Here is a 17,740-nt window from a genome sequence, read left to right on the forward strand (position 1 = left end):
CCCGCCGCCTCCGCCCAGAAAGCCGAGGCTAGCGTCCGAACATGGGTCAACTCTCAGTGGCAACTTCACCCCAAACCAGGTCAGATCTCAGTGGCAATCAACAACCCAACGCCCACGCGGCTGGCTCGCGCCCCGCAACGGCTGGCTTCGCTGAAAGGAGGACGCGCATGGATCCGACCGTCCTCGCTTGGGCGCTGGCGCAGCCCGCTGGCACCCGCGCCGCCGTCCTCGCGGCTGCCTTCACCGGCGGTACCACGCGCGTGACCTTCGATGGCCGCACGGTGGAATACCGCTCCCTCGATGAGCTCGGCCGCGCGCTGTCCGTCCTCCACGCCGCCGAGAACGCCGCGGCGCGCCGCCCCAGCGTCACCTTCGCCAGCTTCTCTCGCGAGGGAACCAAGTGATGGGGCGTCTACGAGATGCCTGGTACGCGCTGCGTGGCTATGCCGCCGCCCAGGACAGCCGCGCCTCGAGCTGGGCCGCCTCTGGCGGCAGCGCGACAGCGGAAGTCGGCGCTGCCGCCCCCACGGTGGCACGCCGGGCCCGCGACGCCGTCCGCAACGACCCATACGCCGCCCGCATCGTCGATCTCTGGACAGGCAATGCCGTCGGTGCGGGGATCACCACCCGCTGGCCGGACAAGCCCCATGCCGAGGCCTGGCGGCGCTGGTCCGACAGCACCGCCTGCGACGCCGAGGGCCGGCTCGACCTCTATGGCCTCCAGGCGCTGGCCATGCGCGCGGTGGTGGAGAGCGGCGAATGCTTCGTCCGGCTGCTGCCGGCCGACATCACGTCCGCCAATCCGATCGGCCTGCGCCTGCAGGTGCTGGAGAGCGACCACCTCGACGCGGCCCGTCAGGGCGTCATCGAGGGCGTCCCCACCCTCCAGGGCATCGGCCTGGGCGAGGCGGGTGAGCCGGTTGGGTACTGGCTGCACCGCGTGCATCCCGGCGCGTCCTGGGTTCTGCCGGGTGGTGCCACCTGGCTCAGCAGCCAGCGCGTTCCCGCCCGCGACGTGCTGCACATCTACCGCAAGCGCCGCCCTGGCCAGCTGCGTGACGTCTCCTGGCTGGCGCCGGTGCTGACCCGACTGCGCGATCTCGGCGACTACGAAGCCGCGCTGCTGATGAAGGCCAAGATCGAGGCCTGCCTCGCCGCCGTCGTCTCCGAAGATGGCGACGAGGCCATGACCGGCCCGGCCTCCGGCCTGCTGCGGGACGCGCAGGGCCGCACGGTGGAGAGCTTCGAGCCCGGGATGATCCTCTATCGCCGCGGCATGGGATCCGTGGAGGTGGTGAACCCGTCCGGCGGTGGCAGCCACGCTGCCTTCGCTCGCCGGGCGCTCGAGGCCTCGGCGGTCGGCACCGGCCTGACCTACGACCAGGTGGCGGGCGACCTCACGCAGGCGAACTACTCCAGCCTGCGCGCCGGCAAGATCGAATTCCGCCGCCTCTGCGAGCAGGTGCAGTACGGCATGCTGATCCCGATGCTGGTGCGGCCGATCGCGGACCGCTTCCACGCCCAGGGTGCGCTGCTTGGGCTTTGGGGTGCGGAGGTGCCGGACGGCCTGTCCCACGTCCCGCCCGCCCACGAGATGATTGACCCGCTGAAGGACACGACCGCGCTGATCGCGCAGGTTCGGGCAGGCTTCGTGCCGCAGCCCGAGGCGGTCGGTGCCTTTGGCTACGACTTCCGCCAGGTCGTCGAGATGATCCGCGAGGCCAATGCCCTGCTCGACGAGGCGGGCCTCTCCCTCGACAGCGATCCACGCCGCGTCGCCAAGTCCGGCGCCGCCCAGGACGCGGCCCAGCTCGCCGCCATCGAAATCGCCGCCACCGGTGCCGCTTCGCCGCGTGCGGATGCAGGCGCTGCCCCAGGAGCACAGCCATGATCGCAGGCGCCTACGACTGGACCGACGACATGCTCAAGATCAAGAGCATGCAGAAGAAGTTCCGCGACAGCTTCAACGGTGCCGAGATCAACCCGGCGCGGTGGGAGATCGCGGCCAGCGGCGGCGGTATCACCCACACCGTGGCGGATGGCGCCGTCACCATCTCCACCGGCACCACGCTCGACGACGAATTGACGCTCACCAGCCGGACCACCTTCACCATCCCGCTGCGGGTCATGGTGGCGGTGAACATGAGCCAGCGGATCGTCGGCCAGTCGGTCTGGCTCGAGCTGGTCAGCATCGATCCGACCACCGCCCAGCCGGACGGGCGCAGCGCGGCGGCCTGGCGGCTGGACGGGGCCAGTGCGACTCTCGCGAATTACGAAGTCCAGAGCGAGGGCGCTCCGCGTCTCGGCAGCACCTCCGGCAGCACCATCCCGACCACGGCCCCGGCCGGCTGGTCGGTGCTGGAACTCGAGCCGACCAATGACGAATGCTACTTCCACGGCCGGCTGCTCGACACCACGGCAGCGCGCTCGAACTCCTATGTTCGCCACCAGCAGATTCCCGAGCCGAATGCGCTGTATCGGTTCCGGATCCGGGTGCGGAACCGGCAGGTGATCAACGGCATCTCGGCGGTGGCGAACAACGGCGGCGGCGCGGTGCGCGTCACCCGTGCCGCGCATGGCTTCGCGACGAACGACGTGGTCACGGTGGCGGACGTGTCGGGCGTGCCCGGGGCGAATGGCAGTTTCACCATTACGGTGATCGACGCGAACAGCTTCGACCTGGTCGGCTCGAACTTCACCGGCGCCTATCTGAACACCGGCTGGGCCTCGGTCAGCCGAAACCTGGCGCCGGCCTCGAACACCGACATCAGGGTCCAGTTCGTCACCATCGCAGACTATGCCGAGCTGACGACGGAGATCACCGCCGGCCGCGGCCAGTCGGTCGCGGGCCAGGGGCTGGGCGTGAACGTGCTCAGCACCATCCCGCCGGCCGTCACGCCCGTAGGCGGCCAGGCCCGCGGTACCAGCGGCGCGCTGCCGGTGCTGGCGGCCACCGGCTACTCGGCCAATCCGGTCGCCGTCACCACCGCGCGTGGCGTGGACCTGCTGGCGACGCTGATCGGCGCGCTGGTAATCAAGCCCTACGCGATCCCTGAGGCGGACTGGCAGTATGCTGCCGCCGCGGGTGGGATCATCAACACCACCGACGTGGTGCTCCGGGCAGCCGCAGCGGCCGGCATCCGGAACTACGTCACCTCGATCGATATCCGCAACGCGCACGCGACAGTCGCGACGGAGGTGGTCATCAAGGACGGCGCCACCGTGATCTGGCGTCAGCTGCTGCCGGCGACGATGGCGGCCCCGGTCGAGATCACCTTTCCCACCCCGCTGCGCGGGACCGCCGCCACGGCGATGAACGTCGCCTGCATCACCACCGGCGCGCAGCTCTACGTCAACGCGCAGGGCTTCGCCGCGCCGTAACGGCGCCGCGCCAGGAGCACATCCATGACCGAGCCGATCGAACCGGAGGGGCCTAGCCCCGCGCCGGATCGAATGCCCGACGCTGGGCAGTCGATCACCGCCTGCCGCGCGCTCGCCGCGCCCGTCACCGTCAATCGGGCGGCCCGCACCGTCGAGGTGGTGTGGTCCACCGGCGCGCGGGCCCGCAACTTCGTGCCGCCCTATGGGCCGATCCTCGAAGAGCTCGACATGGCACCCTCCGCGGTGCGCATGGATGCGCTGCGCTCCGGTCGCGCACCGGTGCTGGACACCCACCGGCGCGCCGGCACGCGTGACGTTCTGGGCCGTGTCACCGCCGCGCGCCTCGAGGCCGGCCGCGGCTACGCCACCCTTCAATTCAGCGGCGCGGACGACGTGGAGCCGGTCTGGCAGCGCGTGGCCGACGGCACGCTGCAGTCTGTCAGCGTCGGTTACCGGGTGCATCGCTACGACCCACGGCCCGATGCTGCCACCGGCCAGACCATCCACCGCGCCGTGGATTGGGAGCCCTACGAAATCTCGATCGTGCCCGTCCCGGTGGATGGCCTGGCCGTGATCCGTGGCGAGGGGGACCAGGGCACCCCCGCCACCGCCATCGAACCCGCCCTGACCATCCCAGAGGACACACCCATGCCCGAGACGACGCCGGCTTCGCCGGATCCCGCGCCGGCGCCGCCCGCGCCGCCCACCATCCCGCACCAGGAGAACCCCGTGACCACCACCTCTCCGCCCGAACCGACCCGTGCCGCGCCGGCGGCGCCCGATCTCGAGGCCATCCGGGCCGAGGCGGAACGCGCCGCGGTCGAGCGCATCGCCGGCTATGAGCCGGTGCTGGCCGCCGCCCGCGGTCTGGTAACCGCCGACATGCTCGACACCATGCGCGAGGCCGCCATCCGCGACCGCGTCTCGCCCGAGGTGCTGCGCGGCCGACTGTGGGAGGCCTTCACCAGCGGTGCCGCACGCCCCTCCCTGCCGGCGCGGCCGGACACCGGCCCCTCCAACGAGGACCCGTCGCAGCTCCTCGACGCCATGGCCGAAGCGCTCGCCGCCCGCACCATGCCCGGCTACCAGGCGCCGGCCACCGGTCGCCACACCGAGTTCCTGGGCTGGCGCCCGTCCGACATGATCGGCGAACTGCTGCGCGCCCGCGGCGAGCGCAACGTCCCGCGCAACCCGACCATCCTGGCCGAGCGCGCCTTCCACACCACCAGCGACTTCCCCGCGCTGCTCTCGGCCGCGGCCAACAAGATGCTGCTGGCGGCCTATGCACCGGCCGCACCCACCTACCGGACGCTGTTCCTCCGGCGTGATTTCCGCGACTTCAAGCCGCACCGCCACCTGCGTGTCGGTGACTTCCCGACGCTGCTGCCGCTGTCGGAGAACGGCGAGGTGCAGGCCGGCACCATGTCCGAGAGCCAGGAGCTGGTCTTCCTGCAGACCTTCGCCCGGCGCATCCGCGTCACGCGGCAGATGCTGGTGAACGACGACCTCGGCGCCTTCACCGACTTCGCCAGCATGATCGGCCGGCGCGTCGCCGACTTCGAGAACGCCACCGCCTATGCCCTGGTGAACAGCGCCGCCGGCGACGGCCCCACGCTCATCACCGGTGCCGCGGCGGTGTTCGGCACCGCGGCGGCCCGGGCCAACAAGGCGGGTGCGGGCACCGCGCTCGACCTGCCGAACCTGGCCCTCGGCCGGGCCGCGGTGATGCGCCAGAAGACCCTCGACGGCCTGCCGATCGCCGTCGGCGCGCAGATGCGCCTGCTGGTCGGCCCGAACCAGGAACTCGCGGCGCGGCAGCTGACAGTGTCGGTGCAGGCGACGCAGACCAGCAACGCCAACGTCTACGCCGGCTTCGTGCAGCCGTTGGTCGAGCCGCTGATCCCGAACAACCGCTGGTATCTCTTCTCGGATCCGATGGCCGCACCGGTCTACGTCTACGGCTACCTCAACGGCGCCGAAGGGCCGCAGGTCACCACCGGAAATGTCCAGGGCGTGGATGGCGTCGAGGTGTCGGTGATCTTCGACTTCGGGGTCGGCGCCATCGACTGGCGCGGCGCCTGGTTCAACCCGGGCACCTGATCCCCACCGCCACCCGTAAGTCCAACCATCATCGATCCATGCAGAGGGCGTCCTTCGGGACGCCTTCTGCGTTTCTGGAGACCTCATCCCCATGCGCAACTATGTGCAGCCCGGCGACAGCCTGGCTCTCGCCGTCCCCTATGCCGGCGGCGTCACCTCCGGCCAGGGCGTCCTAGTCGGCGCCCTCTTCGGCGTGGCAGCCGTCGATGGCGTGCAGAACGCCGTCATCGAATGTCAGACCAAGGGCGTCTTCGATATCACCAAGGAACCCGCACTGGCGATCACCGCCGGCGCCCGGCTCTTCTGGGACAACACCAACCGGCGCCTCACCACCACGGCCACCGGCAATTTCCAGGTGGGCCTCGCCACGGTGGCGGCGCTGGCCGCGGACGCCACCGTCCGCGCCGTGCTGCTGCGTGTCCCGGCGGCCGGCGCATGAGCCTCGATCCCAAGGCCACGCGGGGCTATCGCAACCGCAATCCGGGGAACATCGAGCATGTCCCGGCCAACAAGTGGCAGGGCCTCTCTGAGCCCCCCTCCGATGGGCGCTTCTGCCGCTTCACCAGCCACGAACTCGGCATCCGTGCCCTGGCGGCGCTGCTGGTCACCTACCAGGACCGGCACAAGCTGCGGACGCCGCGCGCGATCATCGAGCGCTGGGCACCGAAGGTGGAGAACGACACCGCGGCCTATATCGCGGTGGTGGCGGGGCGCATCGGCGTCGGGCCGGATGATACGATCGACCTGCACCGGCACGATCACCTACGCCCGCTGGTTGAGGCGATCATCCACCATGAATGCGCGGGGCTGGCCTATCCGGCCGGCGTCATCGATCGCGCGCTGACGCTCGCCGGTGTCCCGCCCGCGCCGCCCGTGACGCTGCGGGAGGTCGCCGCCGTCACAGGCACGGGCCGCGGCGCGGTGCTGGTTGGCGCGGCCGGCATCGCCACCGCTGTGGCGCAGGCGGCGCCGGCCATCCAGGCGCTCGGCACGCTGGCGCCCGCCGTCGCCATTGCGGTCATCGTCGCTGCGGTGGTCGGCGTGCTCGCCTGGCGGCTGCGGCGGCCAGCATGAGCGCCTTCGCCGCGGCCATGGACACGCTGGCCGCGGATCCGAACATCGGCACGGATGCCAGCTATCGCGCAGGGGGGACCGGGGCGCCGGTGCTGCTCCGCGTGATCCGCTCGGCACCGGACCGGCTCGGCGACGCCTTCGGGACCAGCGTTATCCAGGCCAGCGACGTGCTGACCGTCGCGATCGCCGTGCTGCCCACAGTGGATGCCGACGACACCTTCACCCTCGGCGCCGACACCCTGACCGTCCAGCACGCCGAGCGTGACGCCGCCGGCATCGCCTGGCGCGTCTTCTGCCGCCGATAGGAGCCCCGCCATGATCGACCCCGAGCGCATCGGCACGATCATCGGCGAGGCGCTGCTCGCCGGCGCCCTGGGTGCGCTCGGGGCGATGGCACGCTTCTCCTCCACCGACCGGCCGCTGCTGACCCGCGCCTATCTGCTGCACGCGCTGGCCGGCGGTAGCCTCGGCACCGGCGCCTGGCTGATCGCGCACGCGTTCGAGCTCGACGGCTGGTGGCTCTTCGCCGTCGCGTGGCTGGCCGGCACGCTCGGCTACGCCGCGCTCCACGACCTGCTGCTGCGCATCCTCAGCCGCAAATTCGGCGGACGCTGATCCATGCGGCTCGGTGCCGCCATCGTCGGCGACCTCCGCAAGGTGCTGGCGGACGAGGTGCGCGCGGGCGAGCGCGCGGCCATGACCGCGATCCGTGCAGAGACCGAGCGGGTGAAGGTCGAACTGCGCCGGCAGGTCACCACCGCCTTCTCGGGCAACGCGCGCGGCATCGCCAATGCCTGGCGGTCGATGATCTTCCCGCGGAGCGGGCAATCTCTGCGGCCTGCGGGGCTGGTCTTCACCAAGGTGCCGAACGTCATCGACGCCTTCGATCGTGGCGCGCTGATCCGTACCAAGGGGGGGCGGAAGTTCCTCGCCATTCCCACCGGCTTCAACGCAGCGCGCGGCAGGCGTGGTCGCGGCGAGAGGGGCATGCGCGTGACCCCGGCACAGATGGTCGCCTCCGGCCAGGCCTTCCTCCGGCCCTTCAAGTCGGGCCGCGGCTTCGTCTGGTGCCTGCCGCTGCGCCAGGGCGAGGGGGCAGGCCGGCGGCGACGCACCCGTCTCGTGGCTGGCGGCGTAACGGAAGTCGGCACCGCCAATCGCAAAGGGCGCGAGGCCTGGGCACGCGGGCTGCTGGAACAGGGGATGGTGCCGATGTTCCTGCTCCTGCCCCAGGTGAAGCTCGCCAAGCGGCTCGACGTACGCGGTGCCGCGGAGCGCGGGCTGCGTCGCCTGCCGGGGCGGTTTGTGGCGGCCTGGGAACGCGAGAGCGGGAGGGCCGCATGAGCACGCGCGAGACCGCCATCGCCGCGCTGCACAGCCGGCTCGTAACGTCGCTGGCGGCCAGGAGCCCGGCGCCGGTCGTGCTCCGCGGGGAGACCGTCCCGCAGCGCATCCCCGCTGGCGGGCTGGTGGTCGTCCGCGACGGCGAGACGGTGGAGGAGACGCCGATCCTCTCGCCGCTCGCCTGGCAGATCGAGCATCGCGCCGAGGTCGAAATTACCGTCGCCGGCACTACCCCCGCCCTGCGCAACACGCTGCTCGATGCGCTGCTGGTGGACATCGCCGCGGCCATCGCTGCCAACCGCACCCTCGGCGGCGCCGTCGAATGGGCGCAGCCCGGCAGCGCCTCCTTCGAGGATGTCGAGTTCGAGGGCGCCGCCGCGGTCCGCGCCGCCGCCATCGCCGTCACCCTGTGGTTCACCGTCGCCGGCTCTCCGCTGGCCTGATCCCGCTCCAGGAGAAAGCCCATGCCCCGTGCCATCGGCGCGAATTGCCGCCTGCTCATGCTGCCCGAAACCGTCTACGGCACCGCCCCCGGCAGCAACTGGCGGCGCATGCCGTTCCTGTCCTGCGACCTCGGTGCTGAGCAGCCGCTGCTGGATGCCGACGTCATCGGCGTGGGCAGCAACCGCGATCCGGCCGCGCCCTTCCTCGACACGGTGACCGTCGCCGGCCAGGCGGTGGTGCCGGTCGATCTGATCAACATCGGCCACTGGCTGCGGCTCCTGCTGGGCGCACCCACCACCACCGGCACCACCAACTTCATCCACACTTTCGGCTCTGGCGCGGCGTCGCTGCCGAGCAATGCGATGGAGATCGGCTATCCCGATGTCCCGTCCTTCGACGTCTGCACCGGTGTGCGCGCCGACACGCTGGAACTGGACTTCACGCCGACCGGCGCGGCGACGGCGACCTTCGGGCTGCTGGGCCAGGGCTCGGTGCGGACCGGCGCGACCTCAGGCGGCACGCCGACCAGCGCGGCCTATACCGCCTTCAACAAGGCCCAAGGATCCATCACGCGGAGCGCAGCGGCGCTGGCGCAGGTTACCGGCGCGCGGCTCACCTATGCCAACGGCATGGAGGCGGTGCGGACCATTCGCGCCGATCGCCGCGTGGAGGGCGTGGATCCCGGCATCGCGCGCTGCACCGGTCAGATCACCGTGCGCTTCGAGAACACCACGCTGCTCGCCCAGGCGCAGGCGGGCACCTCGGCGGAATTTGCGCTCGCCTTCACCATCGATGCCAACCGCAGCCTGACCATCACGCTGCACGAGGTCTATCTGGCGCTGGCCAAGACCCCGATCGAGGGGCCGGCCGGCGTAGAAGCCGGCTTCGATTTCCGCGCCGCCTTCAACGCAACCGCCACCCGAATGATGACCGCCGTGCTGCGCAATCAGCAGGCTGCAACGGAGTACGCATAATGCTCACCCTCGACCTCCCGGTCGAGCCGTACTGGCTCGACCTGCCGCGCGGCGTCCGCGTGGAAATCCGCCCCATCACCACGGCGGTCATGGCCGCGGCCCAAGCCGGCTCCGCCCGTCGTCTCGGCGCGCTGCGAGCCGCGGAGGCCGAGCTCGACCCCGACATGGCGCGAGGCCTGGCCTTCGCCTTCCTGGTCAAGGCGCTGGCCCGCCACGCCGTCACCGCCTGGGAGGGCGTCGGCGACGCCGCCGGCCAGCCGCTGCCACTCTCGCCCGAGGCGGTCGAGCGGCTGATGGACATGGACCAGATCGCGGCCGCCTTCTGGGACCGCGCCACAGGCCCGGTCGCTGCCGTGGCCCTGGAGGGAAACGGCTGAGGGCCAGGGCCGAATGGCACTTCGGCCAGGGCCCTGACTACTGCCGCGGCTGCGCGGCCCTGGACCGCGACTGCGGCCTCTCGTGTCCCTACGCCGCCCACGCCCCCGCCAGCGTCGAGGGAGCCGCGTGCTGGGCCGCCAGCACCACCTGCGCGACGGCAACGATGGCGGGCCTCGACCTCGACATGCCGGCGGCGCTCGCCACCGCCCGCGAGATGGGCGTCTGCGGCTGGGCGGCAGCGGAACTCCTGTTGGCCATGCGCATGGGCCTCGCCGCCGGCAGCGCCGCGCGCCGCACTGATCCCCCCGGGTCCTGACCACCACACTGACGCAGGAGGCGTGACGCATGGCGGATAGCACGCGCCGCGTCTCCGTCCGGCTGTCGCTGGACGATGCCGCCCGGGTCAAGCAGGAGCTGCGCGAGGTCGGCGAGACCGGCCAGCGCAGCCTGGAGCGCATCCAGGGCGGTGCCGATCGCGCATCCCGCGCGCTAGACCTGCTCGACGTCGCCGTCCGCGGCGTGCAGATCGCCGGCCTCGCCGCCGGGTTGCGCGCCGTGGTGGTGGCCGGCGACGCACTCACCCAGTCCATGGGCCGGCTGAACACCGCGCTGGGCTCGGTCGAACGCGCCGGCGAAATCTACGACCGGCTGTATCGCGACAGCCTCCAGACCGGTGTCGCCGTGCGCGAGAGCGTGGACGCCTTCGCCCGCTTCTCGATCGCCGCCCGTGAGATCGGCGCCACCTCTGACCAGGTCGCCACGCTCGTGGGTGGCTTGCAGCGCATCGCCATCGCGTCTGGCGCGTCGCAGCAGGAGATCGCTTCCAGCACCCAGCAGCTCGCCCAGGCGCTGGCGTCGGGCACGCTCCAGGGCGACGAGCTCCGCTCCATCCTGGAAGGCCTGCCCACGCTGGCGCAGGCGCTGGCGCGCGAGCTCGGCGTGTCGATCGGCGAACTGCGCAAGCTGGGAAGTGAGGGCAAGCTCACCGCTGACACGGTGTTCCCGGCGCTGCTGCGGGCCGTCGAGCGGCTGAATGGCGAGTTCGAACGCGCGCCCCTCTCCGTCGGCCGCGCCTTCGGGCAGCTCACTGCCGCGGCTGACCAGTTCCTCGCTCGCCTCGACCAGGCGATCGGCTTGTCCAACGCCCTGGCCCGTGCGCTGTCCGGTGCCGCCCGCGTGCTGGACGGGGTGCGCCGCGGCTCGGGCCTGCTGCTGCCCAGCGAGCAGGAGGCCGACCGCCGCGCCCAGGCCGAGGCCCTGCGTGCACAGATCGCCCGCCTCGAGGCGGAGAATGACGGGCGCGACAGTCTGCGCTCGCAGCCCCGCCGTGGTTCGATCCAGGGCGGCTTGGTCGGCACCGCCCAGCAGCAGGCCGGCGTGGATCGCTCCGCTCGGCTGGAGGAGCTGCGCCGGCAGTACCAGGAACTCCAGGAGGAGATCACCCGCGGCGAGCAGGCCGCCGGCGAGCGCCAGCGCACCGAGCAGGAGGCCGCGGCCGGCCAGGCGGCCGAGGCCCGGCGCCGCCGCACCGCCGCGGATGCCGAGGAACTGCGCAAGGCACTCGACGATCGCTTCCGGATCAACAGCGAGTACGAGGACCGCGTCCGCCGCCTGCGCGAGGCCGAGGCCGCCGGCGGCATCACCGCTGCGGACCGCACCCGGCTGGAGACCCTGGCGCTGCGCGAACGCGACGAGGCGCTCCGCCGCATCGAGGGCACCACCCGCCGCGTGGCGTCCATCCCGCGCCCGGACCGCGAGGCCGAGCGCGAGATCAACGACATCATCCGCGAGCGCGAGCGGCTGATCCAGGCCAACGAGAATGCCCAGGAACGCTACACCCGCCGCCTGGAGACCCTCGGCCGCCTGGTCGAGCGCTCTGAGCGCATCGGCCAGCCCATCCCCGACGAGACCGTCTCCCGCGAAGCCAATGCAGCGCTGGAGGAGTTGGAGCGCAGCCAGCAGCGCGTCCAGCAGGCGACCGAGCGCACCAGCAACACGGCGCGCGAACTCGGCCTGACATTCTCCTCGGCCTTCGAGGACGCGATCATCAAGGGCGAGAGTTTTTCCAAGGTGCTGCAGGGCATCCTGCAGGACATCGCCCGCATCGTGGTCCGGCGCACCATCACCGAGCCGCTCGGCACGGCGGTGACCTCCAGCCTGGCCGGCTTTGATTTCGGCTCGATCTTCTCGGGGCTGGGCACGGCGCTGGGCGGGCTGTTCCGCGCCGAGGGCGGGCCGGTGGCTGGTGGCCAGCCCTACATCGTCGGCGAGCGCGGGCCCGAATGGTTCGTGCCCAACCGCAGCGGCACGGTGCTGCCCAACGGCATGGCGCCCGGTGGGCCGGTGATCAACCAGAGCATCACCATCGATGCGCGCGGTGCCGATGCCGGTGTCGAGGCGCGGCTGCGGGTGCTCTCGGCGCAGATCGTGCGCCAGGCGAGTGCGGCGACGCTCGACGCGATCCGCCGCGGCGGCAGCGCCACCTCCATCGTGCGGGGCTAGGGTCATGACGGAATATGCCTGGCCCGCCACGCTGCGGCCGTCGCGGCTGAGCTTCTATCTGCAGCACAACACGCTGCGCTTCGTCTCGCCCGTCACCCGCGCCACGCAGGTTCTGCGACGGGAGGGCGCGCGCTGGGTGGCGGAGGCCAGCTTCGAGCCGCTCGGCCGCGTCCAGGCCGGGGTGATGGACGGGCTGCTGGCGGCACTGGCGGGATCCGCCAACACGGTGCGCATCTGGGATTGGCGGCGCGAGTACCGCACCGGTGATCCGCGCAGCCAGGGCGACGTGCCGACTGGGCCGTACTCCTTCTCGGACGCCACCATCTTCACGGACGGCACCGGGCTGGTGGTGGGGTCTGGCAATCCGTCGCTGGCGGCCGGCGCACCTCGTGGGGCGCTGTCCATCGTCACGCAGGGCTGGTGGCCGAGCACGGTGGCGGTCGGTGCGGGCGACTACATCGGGCTTGGCGGCCGGCTCTACATCGCCACTGCCGCGGTCGCCGCCTCCGGCGCGGGCACCGCCAGCATCGCGATCGCGCCGCCGCTGCGCGCCGCGGTGGTGGTGGGCGAGCCACTGATCCTCTCCCTGCCAAGCGTGCCAATGCGGCTGGTGTCGGACGACGAGGCGGCGAACCCGACGCGGCCCGGGCCCTTCGCCGCCGTCACCATCCGCATGGAGGAGGCTTTGTGATGTCCGGCACCCCACGCCTCAGCAACCAGGCCGCCTCCGCCGCCACCGCACCGATCGCAACACCGGTGGTCCTGGTCGAGCTCGATTTCGCCACCGGCCCCTTTCGCGTCTGGACCGGGCTCGGGCCGCTCGACTGGGCGGGGAAGGTCTTCGAGGGTGCCGGCAGCATCGGCGCCATCTCGGATGTGGAGGAGACGGTGGAGTTGCGCGCCGTGCGGCTCACCCTCGCGCTCTCGCCGGTGCCGCAGGAGGTGGTGGATATCGCGCTGGCCGAGCGCAGCTATCGCCTGCGGCCGGTCACGCTGTGGGGCGCGCTGCTCGATGCGCAGGGGGCCTTCGTGGCGGACCCGTTCCCGCTCTGGGCGGGGTTGATGGACACGATGGAGGTGACCGACGGGGCCGAGCCCTCCGTGGCGCTGGCTTGCGAGAGCCGGCTGGTCGACCTCGAGCGTGCCGAGGTGCGGCGCTACACCGACGCCGACCAGCAGGCCGAGTATCCCGGCGATCGATTCTTCGAGTTCGTGCCGGCGCTCCAGGAGGCGGAGATCCGACTGCCGAACCAGTGAGCCGGCTGCCGGACTGGCCGGAACGGCTCGCGGCGCTGATCAACGCGGCTGAGCACCGGCCTTTTGACGCGGCACGCTGGAACTGCGGGCGCTTCGCCATGGCGGCGGTGGTGGCCTCCACAGGGCGGCGGCCGTCCTGGCAGCACTGTCCCACGCTCGCGGCGATGGCCGACACCGCGGGCTATCCGCGCGTACCGGTGCCGTTCGCCCGCGCTGGCGACGTGGTGCTGGCCGCCGACCCGGACCGCCTCGGCGTCGTGCTGGATGCCGGCCGCGCCGCCTTCGTCGGACGCGCGGGATTGCTGCACGCGCCGATCACGTCCTGCGCCGTGGCGTGGCGCATCGGCTGGTGAGGGACTGACAGACCATGCCCGTCGCCATCCCCTTCATCGCTGCCGCCGCGGGCGCCGCCGCCTCCGCCGTCATTGGGGGCGGCGTCCTGGGCGCCGTGGCCGCCGCCGGCGCCGCCCTGGTGGTGTCCGCCGTCGGTGCCGCCGTCTTCCGCCCCAAGTCGCCCTCCGCCGCCCGCAGCGCCAACGTCACGCCAGGGACCGACACCGGACCAGGCTCCGGCTTCGATCCCCGCACGCCCGGCGCCGGCCGCACCCAGTCCTTCCGCCAGCCGATCACCGAGCACCAGATCGTCTTCGGCCGCTGCCGCACCTCCGGCCCCGTGGTGTTCCTGCATTCCGCCACCGATGACGAGGGTCGCGCCGACGGCTTCCTGCACGTCGTCGTGGTGCTGGCCGCGCATCGCGTCCGCGCCATCGGCGAGGTGTTCCTCAACGGCACCGCCTCGACCGACGCGAAGTTCGCCGGCCTGCTGCGCATCGACCGCGCGCTCGGCGATCCCGGTCAGGCCGCCAATGCCAATCTCGTGGCAGACACGGGAGGCCAGTGGACCGCGGCGCATCGCGGCCAGGGGCGCGCCTATCTCGCCGTGCGGCTCAAGCTGCGGCCCGAGGCCTTCCCCTCCGGTGCCCCCAGCCTATCCGCCATCGTCGAGGGGACGGACACCATCCTGGATCCGCGCACCGGTGCCACCGGCTGGTCCGACAATCCGGCGCTGTGCCTGGCCTGGTACCTGACCTCGCCCTTTGGGTGGCGCGCAGCCTGGGCGGATATCGACCTGCCGGCGCTCATGGCCGCGGCCAACATCTGCGACGAGATCATGGGCCGGCGCGATGCCACCGCCGAGCGCCGCTACACGGTGAACGGTGCGGTCACCCTCGGCGAGGGCAAGATCGCCATCACCCGCAAGCTGGTCGCCGCCATGGCGGGCGCGCTGGTCGTGTCGGGCGGCCGCTTCTACATCCACGCGGGGGCGCCGGCGCTGCCGGCCGCCACGCTCACCTCGGATGATCTGCGTGGCGACGTCACCATCGTCGGCTCGCGCCCGCGGCGCGATCTCTTCAACGGGGTACGCGCCGTCTATGTCGAGCCCGCCGCGGCCTGGCAGCCGACCGATGCGCCGCCGCTGCTCGCCAGCAACTACGTCACCGAGGATGGCGGTGAGGCGATCTACCGCGACATGGAATTCCCGCTCACCACCTCGGCCGCGACCGTGCAGCGCCTGATGAAAATCGAGCTGGAGCGCAACCGCCGCCAGCGCGAGGTGGCGATGCAGGCCAACCTCTCGGCACTGCGGCTGCGGCCATGGGACGGCGTGACGGTGGCGCTGGAGCGGCTGACGCCATTCCCGGCGCGGGTCACGGGCTGGGCACTGGCGCCAGATGGCGGGGTGAACCTGCAATTGGCCGAGGAGGATCCCGCCGTCTGGGCATGGAACCCGGCAACGGATGAGCGCGCGACGGGGCAGAACCCGTCCGTGGTGCTGCCGAATCCAGGCGTGATCGCCGCGCCTGCCGCGATCCTGGTGGAGACGCCGATCGGGACGTCGTTCACAGCGATCGCGGTGTCCTGGTCCGCAGTGGGCTCGGCCTATCTCGCCGGCTACGAGATCGAGCTTCGGCCGGCCTCGGTGGCGGTCTGGCAGGGCTACGCCGGCGGGTTCGGCGCCACCGCCGTCGCCATTCCCACGACTGAGCCGACCGCCTTCCGAGCGCGGGCGCAGGCGCGCAGCGGGGCGGTGTCGGGCTGGCGCGAGGCGCTGGTCCCGGCCGACGCCTCGGGCCTGGCCGCGACCGGTATTGTTGGCGGCGTGCGCCTATCGGGCGGCTTTCCCGCGGACGGGGTGCGGCTGCAGGTGTTCGAGGCGAGCAGCGCCAGCCTCGCCGCCGCCACCAAGCTGGCCAGCGAGCCGACCGCACTGCCCTGGGACCGCATCGGCCTCACCACCGGCCAGGCCCGCTGGTACTGGCTCCGCAGCGTCTCGGCCGAAGGCAACGTCTCCGCCTTCGCCGGTCCGGTCACCGCCACCGCCCTCTGATCGGAGAACGCCATGCCGGCGCGCATCGACGACCTGCTGGTTCTCAACGCCAACCTCAACAAGAGCGACTTCGCGAAGTATCTGCGCGACCGCGAGGCCGTGCTGCCGACCGACTTTGGCGGGCTCGGCGATGGCGTGGCGAACGACCGCACCGCCATCCAGGCCTGCTTCGATCGCGCCGCGGCAGACCAGAAATTCGCCGTCATCCCGCCAGGCACCTGGAACGTGGGCAGCGGCGTGACCCTCGGCGGCGGCGCCCGCGGGCTGATCATGCGCGGCGTCATCCGCTACACCGGCGCGGCCAATGCACCTGCCACCGTGCTGACGCTGGGCGATGGCGGCACCACGCGCAACGGCGAGAAGCTCTATGCCGGGTTACAGGTGGTGCGGCAGACGCAATCCGACTGGGTTTCGGAGTCCGACATCGGCATCCTGGTCCGCAACATCGACGCATCCGTGGTGGAGCTACGCCTGGTCTCGGGCTTCACCATAGGCATGCGCACGCTGGGCGACGGCCGCGGCGTCGAGGACAGCACCTTCTACCTGCTGCGCATCCTGAACAACCGCTACGGCCTCGATATCCGCGCCGAGACGGCGACGGCTTGGAACACATCGGTTCGCTACTATGGCGGCCACTTCGCCCTCGCCACCGGCATCAACCCGACCATCGACCGCTTCGGCATCCGCTTCTCGCGCGGCGCGGGCGGCTACAACAACCACAACCGGCACGTCTTCGACGGGCCGAACTTCGAGCTGCGCCAGCTCGACCCGAACGTCGCCATTCCCTTCCTGAACGAGACGGACGGCACCGCGATCATCGGCCGCGCGCTGCGCATGGAGGCCTGCTCGCCGATCGTCGCGCGGCACACCGGCAGTGCGACCGACTGCGAATACGAGGTGGCCTGGGCCAATACCTATGCCGTTCGGATGGATTACACCTCGACCGCGGACCGCGCCGGCAACGCGGTGATCAACCGGCACCGCGCGCCGGCGTCGCGGCTGCTGCGCGTGCTGGAGGCGGTTCCGAACCTCCGCGCCGCGGCCTTCCGGCAGAGTGGGACCGAGATCGGCGTGGAAAGGCTGGCAACGGTGGCGACCTCGACCACCGCGGCGACCACGCTGGCCGGGCTGTGCTTCAACGGGCTGGATGGGATCGCGGCGACGTCCCGCGGGCTGTTGCTGGACGCCAACCGGGGCATGGCCTTCGTGGTGGATACCTCCTCGGCCAAAGAGTTTGCGCTGGCGCATTGGCTGGTCGGAGGGGTCGATGGCGGGCGGCTCTTCGTGCGGGTGTTCGATGGCGCCGCGAATGTGAGGGAGAACATCGCCGGCGATGTGCTGGCCTCCGGCACCACCATGCAGTGGAACAGCCCGGCGAAGGGGTGGAACGCGGGCGCGGTGATGGCCGACGCCTCGTTGAATCGGCGGCAGACCATCCGGGTGGGTGCGGGCGTAGCCTTCGCGCAGGTGGGGATCGTGGGCTTTGACGGCCAGATCGAGCTCGAGGCGCTGAGGCTGTTCGGCCTTCCGGAGGCGGCACCGGCGGTGCTGTATGCGTGCCCCTCGGTGCCGGTGGGGACGCGCAGCCTGGCGCTGGAGACGTCCTGGGACCTGCCGAGCCTCACGGCAGGCGCGACGGCCAACATCGACGTGACCGTGCCTGGCGCGCGACGTGGCGATTATGCCGACGCCTCGCTCGACACCAGCAGCATCGCCTTCGTGCTCGACTGCCATGTGTGGTCGAACAACAGCGTCCGGGTCACCGCGCGGAACGTAAGCGCGTCAACAGTTGATCTCGCGGCGGCGGGTCTGTCGGTGCAGGTGACAAAGCGGCGCTTTCCGTAATTGCTCGTGCGCCGCCTTCGCATCATCCGCGCCGGCATCCTGCATTCATGCA

At 71.6% G+C, this 17,740-nt stretch carries 19 protein-coding genes; all 19 read left to right on the plus strand.

Annotated elements, in window-relative coordinates; translation table 11 throughout:
- Positions 1-167 precede the first annotated feature (167 nt).
- Positions 168-404 carry a phage head-tail joining protein gene (locus DOO78_RS24130; protein WP_111472449.1) on the plus strand — a complete coding sequence of 79 codons (237 nt, stop codon included), beginning with the start codon at positions 168-170 and terminating at the stop codon, positions 402-404.
- Entirely contained in the window at positions 404-1,891 is a 1,488-nt protein-coding gene (locus tag DOO78_RS24135) for a phage portal protein (RefSeq protein WP_111472450.1), read from the plus strand. The genes DOO78_RS24130 and DOO78_RS24135 overlap by 1 nt, the downstream gene beginning before the upstream one ends.
- Positions 1,888-3,381, plus strand: coding sequence for a ubiquitin-activating E1 FCCH domain-containing protein (locus DOO78_RS24140; protein ID WP_111472451.1), 1,494 nt, complete (start codon positions 1,888-1,890; stop codon positions 3,379-3,381). The genes DOO78_RS24135 and DOO78_RS24140 overlap by 4 nt, the downstream gene beginning before the upstream one ends.
- A 72-nt stretch (positions 3,382-3,453) precedes the next feature.
- Positions 3,454-5,481 (plus strand): prohead protease/major capsid protein fusion protein, encoded by a 2,028-nt coding sequence (locus tag DOO78_RS24145; protein ID WP_243634771.1) that lies wholly within the window; start codon positions 3,454-3,456, stop codon positions 5,479-5,481.
- A 91-nt stretch (positions 5,482-5,572) separates the two neighbouring features.
- A complete protein-coding gene (locus tag DOO78_RS24150; protein WP_111472453.1) occupies positions 5,573-5,920 on the plus strand; it encodes a DUF2190 family protein in 348 nt (115 codons plus the stop codon).
- Positions 5,917-6,555 (plus strand): structural protein, encoded by a 639-nt coding sequence (locus DOO78_RS24155; RefSeq protein ID WP_111472454.1) that lies wholly within the window; start codon positions 5,917-5,919, stop codon positions 6,553-6,555. Before DOO78_RS24150 ends, DOO78_RS24155 begins: the two co-directional genes overlap by 4 nt.
- A complete protein-coding gene (locus tag DOO78_RS24160; RefSeq protein WP_111472455.1) occupies positions 6,552-6,860 on the plus strand; it encodes a head-tail joining protein in 309 nt (102 codons plus the stop codon). The genes DOO78_RS24155 and DOO78_RS24160 overlap by 4 nt, the downstream gene beginning before the upstream one ends.
- Positions 6,861-6,870: 10 nt before the next feature.
- Complete coding sequence (locus DOO78_RS24165) at positions 6,871-7,170, plus strand: hypothetical protein (protein WP_111472456.1); 300 nt, start codon at positions 6,871-6,873, stop codon at positions 7,168-7,170.
- 3 nt (positions 7,171-7,173) lie between these two features.
- Positions 7,174-7,899, plus strand: a complete 726-nt coding sequence (locus DOO78_RS24170) for a DUF6441 family protein (protein ID WP_111472457.1) — start codon at positions 7,174-7,176, stop codon at positions 7,897-7,899.
- A complete protein-coding gene (locus DOO78_RS24175; protein ID WP_111472458.1) occupies positions 7,896-8,342 on the plus strand; it encodes a hypothetical protein in 447 nt (148 codons plus the stop codon). The genes DOO78_RS24170 and DOO78_RS24175 overlap by 4 nt, the downstream gene beginning before the upstream one ends.
- A 21-nt stretch (positions 8,343-8,363) precedes the next feature.
- A complete protein-coding gene (locus DOO78_RS24180; RefSeq protein WP_111472459.1) occupies positions 8,364-9,317 on the plus strand; it encodes a phage tail tube protein in 954 nt (317 codons plus the stop codon).
- Positions 9,317-9,694: a hypothetical protein gene (locus tag DOO78_RS24185; RefSeq protein ID WP_111472460.1), complete on the plus strand. Its 378-nt coding sequence runs from the start codon at positions 9,317-9,319 to the stop codon at positions 9,692-9,694. Before DOO78_RS24180 ends, DOO78_RS24185 begins: the two co-directional genes overlap by 1 nt.
- A gap of 164 nt (positions 9,695-9,858) precedes the next feature.
- Complete coding sequence (locus tag DOO78_RS27740; RefSeq protein ID WP_165839061.1) at positions 9,859-10,011, plus strand: hypothetical protein; 153 nt, start codon at positions 9,859-9,861, stop codon at positions 10,009-10,011.
- A gap of 29 nt (positions 10,012-10,040) precedes the next feature.
- Positions 10,041-12,197 carry a tape measure protein gene (locus DOO78_RS24190; protein WP_111472461.1) on the plus strand — a complete coding sequence of 719 codons (2,157 nt, stop codon included), beginning with the start codon at positions 10,041-10,043 and terminating at the stop codon, positions 12,195-12,197.
- A gap of 4 nt (positions 12,198-12,201) precedes the next feature.
- Positions 12,202-12,888: a hypothetical protein gene (locus tag DOO78_RS24195; RefSeq protein WP_111472462.1), complete on the plus strand. Its 687-nt coding sequence runs from the start codon at positions 12,202-12,204 to the stop codon at positions 12,886-12,888.
- A complete protein-coding gene (locus DOO78_RS24200) occupies positions 12,888-13,454 on the plus strand; it encodes a hypothetical protein (protein WP_111472463.1) in 567 nt (188 codons plus the stop codon). Before DOO78_RS24195 ends, DOO78_RS24200 begins: the two co-directional genes overlap by 1 nt.
- Positions 13,451-13,807, plus strand: a complete 357-nt coding sequence (locus DOO78_RS24205; RefSeq protein ID WP_111472464.1) for a DUF6950 family protein — start codon at positions 13,451-13,453, stop codon at positions 13,805-13,807. The genes DOO78_RS24200 and DOO78_RS24205 overlap by 4 nt, the downstream gene beginning before the upstream one ends.
- A 14-nt stretch (positions 13,808-13,821) precedes the next feature.
- Positions 13,822-15,843, plus strand: a complete 2,022-nt coding sequence (locus tag DOO78_RS24210) for a phage tail protein (protein ID WP_111472465.1) — start codon at positions 13,822-13,824, stop codon at positions 15,841-15,843.
- Positions 15,844-15,855: 12 nt separating this feature from the next.
- Positions 15,856-17,688 carry a pectate lyase family protein gene (locus DOO78_RS24215; RefSeq protein WP_111472466.1) on the plus strand — a complete coding sequence of 611 codons (1,833 nt, stop codon included), beginning with the start codon at positions 15,856-15,858 and terminating at the stop codon, positions 17,686-17,688.
- The last annotated feature ends 52 nt before the right edge of the window (positions 17,689-17,740 follow it).

It is taken from the genome of Roseicella frigidaeris (genome assembly GCF_003258945.1).
GTDB lineage: Bacteria > Pseudomonadota > Alphaproteobacteria > Acetobacterales > Acetobacteraceae > Paracraurococcus > Paracraurococcus frigidaeris.